At 66.6% G+C, this 7,931-nt stretch carries 7 protein-coding genes; all 7 read left to right on the top strand.

Annotated features, from left to right (window positions below):
* Nucleotides 1-27 precede the first annotated feature (27 nt).
* Genes pyrH through bamA form a run of 7 tightly spaced genes read left to right on the top strand, consistent with a single transcriptional unit; the run spans nt 28 to nt 7,814 of the window.
* Nucleotides 28-717: a UMP kinase gene (gene pyrH, locus RMO04_RS21050; protein WP_309646725.1), complete on the top strand. Its 690-nt coding sequence runs from the start codon at nt 28-30 to the stop codon at nt 715-717.
* 37 nt (nt 718-754) lie between these two features.
* Entirely contained in the window at nt 755-1,321 is a 567-nt protein-coding gene (gene frr / locus RMO04_RS21045) for a ribosome recycling factor (RefSeq protein ID WP_309646724.1), read from the top strand.
* A gap of 36 nt (nt 1,322-1,357) precedes the next feature.
* The gene (locus RMO04_RS21040; protein ID WP_309646723.1) at nt 1,358-2,119 is read left to right on the top strand and encodes an isoprenyl transferase; all 762 of its coding nucleotides are present in this window, start codon (nt 1,358-1,360) and stop codon (nt 2,117-2,119) included.
* A complete protein-coding gene (locus tag RMO04_RS21035; protein WP_405041528.1) occupies nt 2,097-2,933 on the top strand; it encodes a phosphatidate cytidylyltransferase in 837 nt (278 codons plus the stop codon). The genes RMO04_RS21040 and RMO04_RS21035 overlap by 23 nt, the downstream gene beginning before the upstream one ends.
* Nucleotides 2,921-4,111, top strand: a complete 1,191-nt coding sequence (locus RMO04_RS21030) for a 1-deoxy-D-xylulose-5-phosphate reductoisomerase (protein ID WP_309646721.1) — start codon at nt 2,921-2,923, stop codon at nt 4,109-4,111. The genes RMO04_RS21035 and RMO04_RS21030 overlap by 13 nt, the downstream gene beginning before the upstream one ends.
* 24 nt (nt 4,112-4,135) lie before the next feature.
* Nucleotides 4,136-5,350, top strand: coding sequence for an RIP metalloprotease RseP (gene rseP, locus RMO04_RS21025; RefSeq protein WP_309646720.1), 1,215 nt, complete (start codon nt 4,136-4,138; stop codon nt 5,348-5,350).
* A gap of 28 nt (nt 5,351-5,378) precedes the next feature.
* A complete protein-coding gene (gene bamA, locus RMO04_RS21020; RefSeq protein ID WP_309646719.1) occupies nt 5,379-7,814 on the top strand; it encodes an outer membrane protein assembly factor BamA in 2,436 nt (811 codons plus the stop codon).
* The last annotated feature ends 117 nt before the right edge of the window (nt 7,815-7,931 follow it).

The raw sequence follows: 7,931 nt of genomic DNA, 5'->3' as shown, positions 1-7,931 counted from the left end.
CCCGACGCCAAACCCCGCTACAAGAAGATCCTCTTGAAGATGTCGGGCGAGGTCCTGATGGGCGATGCGCTCTTCGGGATCGACACCAAGACCATCGAGGCGGTGGCCGAGGACATCAAGGAAGTGGTCGACGCGGGTGTCGAGCTCTGCCTGGTGGTCGGCGGCGGCAACATCTTCCGGGGCGTGTCCCTGGCCGGGAAGGGCATGGATCGGGCCAGCGCCGACTACATGGGCATGCTGGCCACGGTGATGAACGCGCTCGCCCTGCAAGGCGCGCTGGAGAAGGTGGGCGTCTATACCCGCGTCCAGTCGGCGATCCCCATGGAGGCGGTCTGCGAGCCCTACATCCGCCGCCGGGCCTTGCGGCACCTGGAAAAGGGCAGGGTGGTGATCTTCGCCGCCGGCCTGGGCGCCCCGTTCTTCACCACCGACACCCCAGCGGCCCTGCGCACGGCGGAGATGGGTTGCGACGCGCTCTTCAAGGGCACCAGCGTCGACGGCGTCTACACCGCCGATCCCAAGAAGGACCCGAGCGCGCAGCGCTATGAGACCCTCAGCTATCAGGAAGTGCTGGCCAAGGACCTGCGGGTGATGGACGCCTCGGCCATCGCCCTGATGCGCGACAACAACGTGCCGATCGTGGTGTTCTCCATCCGCGAGCGCGGCAATTTCATGAAGGTCTTGCAGGGGCAGGGCGTCTTTACGACCATCGCCTGACGGCGAGACTCAAACGAGAAGATCGGGAGAAAACCCCATGGCTGCTACGGAAAAGCCCGTCCTGTCGCGGTACAAGGACAGGATGGATAAGGCTATCGTCGCCCTGAAAGACGAGTTCGCTTCCCTGCGCACCGGTCGGGCGTCCGCTGGTCTGTTGGACCAGGTGATGGTCGACGCGTACGGCTCGAGCGTGCCCATCAGCCAGGTGGGCTCGGTGAGCGTGCCGGAGCCCCGCTCAATCAGCGTCAGCATCTGGGACAAAGGTCTTGTGGTCTCGGTGGAGAAGGCGATCCGCAACTCCGGCCTTGGCTTCAACCCCGTGGTGGACGGCCAGAACCTGCGGATCCCGGTCCCCCCTCTCACCGAGGAACGCCGCAAGGATCTGGCCAAGCTGGCGGCGAAGTATTCGGAACATCAGAAGGTGGCGATCCGCAACGTGCGACGCGACGCCAACGACGAGCTGAAGAAGGCGGAGAAGGACGGCGCCATCAGTCAGGACGAGCAGCGGAAGATGGAAGCCGAGGTCCAGAAGTTCACCGACGAGGCGGTGAAGAGGGTGGACGAAGCCTTGAAAACCAAAGAACAAGAGATCATGCAGGTTTGATCGTCCGCGGTCTGGTTGAAGGACGAACGGGAACCCATGACCATCGCCGACAAAGAGCAGCCAACGGCGGCGCTGGACGCCGCACTGCACGTGGCGATCGTCATGGACGGCAACGGCCGCTGGGCCAAGCGCCGGGGCCTGCCGCGGCAGGTTGGCCATCCCAAGGGCGTCGAAGCCATCCGCAAGGTCGTCGAGGCCGCGCCGAAGCAAGGGGTCCGCTGGCTGACCCTCTACGCCTTCTCCACTGAGAACTGGCGCCGGCCGGCCGGCGAAGTGGCCGAGGTCATGCGGTTGCTGAAGCTGTACGTGAACTCCGATCTCGAGAAGCTGGTGCGCGAAGGCGTGAAGGTTCGCATCCTGGGCCGCCGCGAGGGCCTGCCGCCCGACGTGGCCGAGATCGTGGAGCGTGCCGAGCGCCAGACCGCTCACAACGAAAAGTTCTTCCTTCAGGTCGCCTTCAACTATGGCGGTCGGGCCGACATCGTCGATGCGGCCCGCGCGCTGGCCGCCGAGGCCGCTGCGGGCCGGCTCGCTCCGGAGGACATCACCGACGACGTCTTCGAAGCCCGGCTTTCGACCGGAGGCTTGCCTGCGCCCGACCTGGTGATCCGCACCAGCGGCGAACAGCGGCTGTCGAACTTCCTGCTCTGGGAGTCGGCCTACTCGGAGTTCGTGTTCCCCGACGTCCTTTGGCCGGACTTCACGCCGCAGCACCTCGCCGAGGGCATCGCGGAATTCCAGAAGCGTGAGCGGCGATACGGCGGGGCCGTGGCTGATGATGTCCTTGCCACAGGCTAGGCGGTTCGACTGGACCAATCTGGGCGTGCGCGTGGCCTCGGCCACGGTGCTGGTGCCCGCGGCGCTGGGCGCCGTCTGGTTCGCCGACGATGTGCGCTGGCTGTTCCTGGTCCTGATCGCCGTGGCGGTCGCGCTGCTCTGCATCGAGTGGGGCGCGATGACGGCGCCCAAGGCGCCGATCCGGGTGTCGGCGGCGCTGACCGTCGCAATCCTGGCCGGCACCTTCCTGGCCTACCTCAACCAGATGCCCTACGCATGGGGCGCCCTGGCGATCGGCGCGGCGGCCTCGGCCCTCGTGGCGCGGGGCGTGTCCGAGCGGCCGGGCAACGCGGCCTACGGCGTGGTCTATCTCGCCATCCCGATGATCTGCCTGGTTTGGCTGCGGGGCATGCCCGAGGGCCGTCAGTGGACCCTCCTGCTGTTCGCGGTCGTCTGGACGGCCGACATCGCGGCGTTCGCGGTCGGCAGCGTGCTGAAGGGCCCTAAGCTCTGGCCGCGCTTCTCGCCCAACAAGACCTGGTCCGGCTTCGTTGGCGGCTTGATCGCCGCGGCCTTGGCCGGCATGGCCATGGCCACCTTCAGTGACATCGTCCTCAGCCTGCAGGCAGGGGCCCTGATCGGCCTGATCGCGGGTCTGGCGACCATGGCCGGCGACCTGTGGGAATCAATGCTGAAGCGCCGCTTCGGCGTGAAGGATTCCGGCGACCTCATTCCGGGCCATGGCGGCCTGCTGGACCGCGTGGACGGGCTGATGTTCGCCGTCGTGGTCCTGGCCGTCGCGCGCCTCATCAATCACTGGGGATGGGCCACGTGAGCCTGCCGAGGCGTGTCAGTGTGCTGGGCTCCACGGGCTCGGTCGGGGTCTCGACCCTGGATCTGTTGGAGAAGGCCGGCGCCGAGGTCGAGGTCGCCGCGCTGACGGCGGGGCGGAATGTCGAGCGCCTGGCCGAGCAGGCGCTGCGCTGGCGGCCGAAGGTGGCCGTGGTCGAGGATGAGTCCAAGCTCGCAGAGCTGCGCGATCGCCTGAGCGGCTCGGGCGTCAAGGCCGCCGCCGGCCAGGCCGCCGTGGTCGAGGCCGCGTCGGCGGACGCGCAATGGGTAATGTCCTCCATCGTCGGTTTCGCAGGCCTCGCACCAACCCTGGCCGCGGCCAAGGCCGGCGCCGTGATCGGCCTGGCGAACAAGGAAAGCCTGGTCTGCGCGGGCCCCTCGCTGCTGCGGACCGCCAAACTGGCGGGCGGCGCGGTGATCCCGGTCGATTCGGAGCATTCGGCGATCTTCCAGGTGCTGGATCCGATGAACGCGCAGCGGGTCCTTCGCCTGATCCTGACATCGTCGGGCGGACCGTTCCGTCCCTGGTCCCAGGAACAGATGGCTCACGCCACGCCCGAACAGGCCATCGCGCATCCGAATTTCAGCATGGGCGCGAAGATCTCGGTCGATTCCGCCACGATGATGAACAAGGGTCTCGAGATCATCGAGGCGGCCTATCTGTTCGGAATGTCCGGCGACCGGGTCGATGTCCTGATCCACCACCAGCAGATCATTCACAGCCTGGTGGAATACGCCGACGGCTCGACCTTGGCGCAGCTGGGCGCGCCGGACATGCGCACCCCGATCGCCTGCGCCTTCGCCTGGCCCGACCGTCTGCCATGGCCCGCGCCGAGGCTCGATCTGGCCGCCATAGGTCAACTAACTTTCGAGGAACCGGACCTGCGCCGTTTTCCCGCCTTGAAGATCGCGAAAGAAGCATTGGCGGCCGGTGGGGCCGCGCCAGCGGTGATGAACGCCGCCAACGAGGTCGCCGTGGCCGCCTTCCTTGACCGCAAGATCGGGTTTCTGGATATTGCGGCGACGGTCGTCGAAACCCTCGATCGCGTCTCCGGACAGCAGCTGAACATTGCCGGCGGCGACGTCCTGCATGACGCCCAGCAGATCGACACGATGGCGCGCCGGGTGGCGCATGACGTCGTTGCCGGCCTGGGCCGTTGAGGCCTCAGAGGAGCAACCCCCGCCGTGATTGACTTCGTCCTCTCCGCACTGAGCTTCATCGTACCGTTTGTGCTGGTGCTGGGGTTGGTGGTGACGATCCACGAGCTGGGGCATTTCCTGGCGGCCAAGAGTTTCGGCGTGGCCATCGATCGCTTCTCCATCGGCTTCGGCAAGGCGATGGCGGCCTGGACCGACAAGTCCGGCGTCGAGTGGCGGGTGGGCTGGATCCCGCTGGGCGGCTATGTGCGGTTCTCCGGCGACGAGAACGCCGCCAGCCTGCCCGACCAGGAGAGCCTGGACAGTCTGCGCCAGGACGTCGAACGGCGTGAAGGCCCCGAGGCGGTCAACCGGTACTTCCACTTCAAGCCGCTGTGGCAGCGGGCCATCGTCGTGGCCGCCGGCCCCTTCGCGAACTTCGCGCTGGCCATCGTGCTGTTCGCGGCCCTGCTGATGAGCTTCGGATCCCTGGTCTTGCCGGCCAAGGTCGGTACGGTGGAGGCGGGGAGCCCGGCCGCCCGCGCGGGGCTGAAAGCCGGCGATTTGATCCTTGAGGCCGCCGGCGAGCGGATCAAGACCTTCGACCAGCTGAGCACGATCATCCAGGTCCGCGCCAATGTGCCGATGGATCTGGTGGTGAGGCGCGGCGAGCGCGACCTGACCCTACGCGCCACGCCCGAATGGCGTCTGCGACCCGACCCGATCGCCGGTGAGCGCCGGACGGGCGTGCTGGGCTTCGCCCCGGCCCAGGCCCCCAGCGACTTCATCCGCGTCCGCTATTCGCCCATCGAAGCGGTTGGCGGCGGCGTGGAGCGAACCTGGGGCACGCTGCGCACCACGGTCTACTATCTGGGCCGCATGGTCACAGGTCAGGTCTCCGCCGACCAGCTCAGCGGACCGCTGGGAATCGCGCGAATCTCCGGAAAGGTCGCCCAGGCCGGAGCCGAAGGGGCCTCGAGCACGGGTGAAATGCTGCTGGGCAGCGCCGTCAATCTGTTGCAACTGGCGGCCTTCGTCTCCGTTAGCATCGGCTTCATGAATCTGCTGCCGGTCCCTGTCCTGGATGGGGGTCACCTGCTGTTTTACGCCTACGAAGCGGTGGCCCGCAGGCCTGTGGCCGCGAAGGTTCAGGCCGCGGGGTACCGGGTGGGTCTTGCGCTGTTGCTGGGATTGATGTTGTTCGCCACCTGGAACGATCTGCAGCAACTGCGTGTGTTCAAATTCCTTGGCGGCGTTTCCTGACCCGCCCTTTCCACTGACGGCTTAAACGATGCAAAGAACCCGCGCCCACGGCGCCGCGCTCGCCTCCGGACTTGCCCTCTTGATGGGCTCGACCGCGCTCGTTGTCGTGCCGACGATGGCCGCCGCGCAGGATCAGGCGCCGACGCCCGCGGCCGCGCCACCGCTGGCCTCCGCGCCGCAATCGGGCGTCATCACGCGGATCATCGTGCGCGGGAACGAGCGGATCGAGCAGTCGACCGTGCTCTCCTACCTGCCGATCCAGCCCGGTGAGACGCTCGATCCGGCCAAGGCCGACCTGGCGCTGAAGACCCTATTCCGCACCGACCTGTTCGCCGACGTGCGCGTCGAGCTGCAGGGCGGCGACATGATCGTGACCGTGGTCGAGAACCCGATCATCAACAAGGTGGTGTTCGAGGGCAATTCCGGCCTGAAGGAAGAAAAGCTCCGCGACGAGGTCACCGTACGTCCACGTGGCATCTTCACCCGCGCCAAGGTTCAGCAGGACGTTCAGCGGATCATTGAGCTCTATCGCCGCTCGGGCCGGATTTCCGCGGCCGTGACACCGAAGATCGTCGAACTGCCCCAGAAGCGCGTCGATCTGATCTTCGAGATCGACGAAGGCCCCAAGAGCGGCGTTCTGCGCGTCAACTTCCTGGGCAACAAGGAGTTCTCGGACAACGACCTGCGCGACGTGGTCGTGACCGAGCAGACAAGCTGGTACAAATTCTTCTCGTCCAACGCCAACTACGATCCCGATCGGCTGGAGTACGACAAGGAGCAGCTGCGCAAGCACTACCGCAACCGCGGCTTCTATGACTTCCGGGTGGTCTCGGCGATCGCCGAGCTGGCGCCGGACAAGAACGGCTTCGCTATCACCTACACCCTCGAAGAGGGCGTCGAGTACCGGTTCGGCAAGATCACCGTCGAGACGGAGTTGCAGAAGCTGGACAAGGACGTCCTGCAGCAGCTGGTTCCGATCCGGTCGGGCGAGGCGTATCAGGACGAGCGGATCGAACAGGCGACCGACGCGCTGACCTTCGCGGCCGGCGCGGCCGGCTTCGCCGCCGTCGACGTGCGTCCGCGCTACACGCCCAACAAGGCCAACAACACCGTCGACGTGGTGTTCCAGGTCCGCGAAGGGCCGCGGGTCTATGTCGAGCGTATCGACGTCACCGGCAACACCCAGACCCTCGACTATGTCATCCGCCGTGAGCTGAACCTGGTCGAAGGCGACGCCTACAACCGCGCCCTGGTGGACCGGTCGCGAAACAACATCCGCGCGCTGGGCTTCTTCAAGGAAGTCACCATCGACGAGGTGCCGGGTTCGGCGCCCGACCGCACCGGCCTTCAGGTAAAGGTCGAGGAGCAGCCGACGGGCGAACTGTCGTTCAGCGCCGGCTATTCTTCGGTGGACCAGCTTGTCGTCGACCTGGGCGTCACCCAGCGCAACTTCCGCGGACGCGGCCAGAGCGTGCGGGCCCGGGTTTCGGTGGGCTCCCTGCGCCAGCAGATCGACTTCGGCTTCACCGAGCCGCGGTTCCTGGGGCGCGACCTGGGCGCGGGCGTGGACCTCTACACCTATCGGCTCGATTACTCCGAGTTCTCGGCCTACGAGACCAGCACGATCGGCGGCAACATCCGCTTCGCCTTCCCGTTGACCTTCGCGTCACGGATGTCGACCCGCTACACCCTGCGCAGCGACGAGGTCGACATCGACGACTCGCTGTGCGCCGGCGGCTTCGTGTCGCTGGCCCTGTGCGCCCAGCGCGGCCGCTTCATCACCTCGCTGGTGGGCTACACCTACCTGTACGACCGCCGGAACGACCCGATCAATCCGACCCGGGGCTATCGTTTCGACGTCTCGCAGGACCTGGCGGGGGTCGGCGGCGACGTGAACTATCTGCGCACCGAGGCCACGGCCGGCTTCTATCACGGCTTCACCAAGGACTTCATCCTGAGCGTCACGGGATCGGGCGGCTACATCGCCGGCTGGAACGACGACACGATCCGGATCAACGACCGCTTCTACAAGGGCGGCAACAACTTCCGCGGCTTCGAGACGGCCGGTATCGGCCCACGCGACACCAACGTCGGACGCACGGACTCGCTGGGGGGCCGCGCCTACGCGATCGGTTCGCTCGAACTGACGGTGCCGACCTTCCTGCCCGAGCAGTACGGGATCAAGGCCGCGGTGTTCACCGAGTTCGGCACGCTCGGGGTCCTCGACTCTGTCGATAAGAACTATCAACCCGGCGCCATCGACCCGGCGACCAACCTGCCGTACCCGGCCGGCACGCGCGATCCGTTGATCGTCGACGACCTATCCCTGCGGGCCTCCGCCGGCCTTTCGGTGTTCTGGAAGTCGCCTATGGGGCCGATCCGCTTCGACTTCAGCCGTGTTTTGGCCAAAGAAGACTACGACAAGACCGAAACCTTCCGGTTTTCCACCTCAACCAGGTTCTAATTCCACTCATGACTATCAAAGCTCTCGTTGCGGCGACCTGCGTCGCCGCCATCGCCGCGTCCGCCGCCAGTGCGGCCTTCGCTCAGGCGGCCCCGGCGCCCGCGGCGGCCGCGGCCG

Source organism: Phenylobacterium sp. (genome assembly GCF_031412415.1).
In the GTDB taxonomy this organism is placed as follows: domain Bacteria; phylum Pseudomonadota; class Alphaproteobacteria; order Caulobacterales; family Caulobacteraceae; genus Phenylobacterium.
The sequence above is the reverse complement of the archived record's forward strand: the minus strand, read 5'-3'. Positions and strand labels throughout refer to the sequence as shown.

Bases quoted from the DNA above. Each gene is read 5' to 3' on its own strand.
- frr (WP_309646724.1), top strand. From the start codon at position 755: ATGGCTGCTACGGAAAAGCCCGTCCTGTCGCGGTACAAGGACAGGATG.
- RMO04_RS21040 (WP_309646723.1), top strand. From the start codon at position 1,358: ATGACCATCGCCGACAAAGAGCAGCCAACGGCGGCGCTGGACGCCGCA.
- RMO04_RS21035 (WP_405041528.1), top strand. From the start codon at position 2,097: ATGATGTCCTTGCCACAGGCTAGGCGGTTCGACTGGACCAATCTGGGC.
- RMO04_RS21030 (WP_309646721.1), top strand. From the start codon at position 2,921: ATGGGCCACGTGAGCCTGCCGAGGCGTGTCAGTGTGCTGGGCTCCACG.
- bamA (WP_309646719.1), top strand. From the start codon at position 5,379: ATGCAAAGAACCCGCGCCCACGGCGCCGCGCTCGCCTCCGGACTTGCC.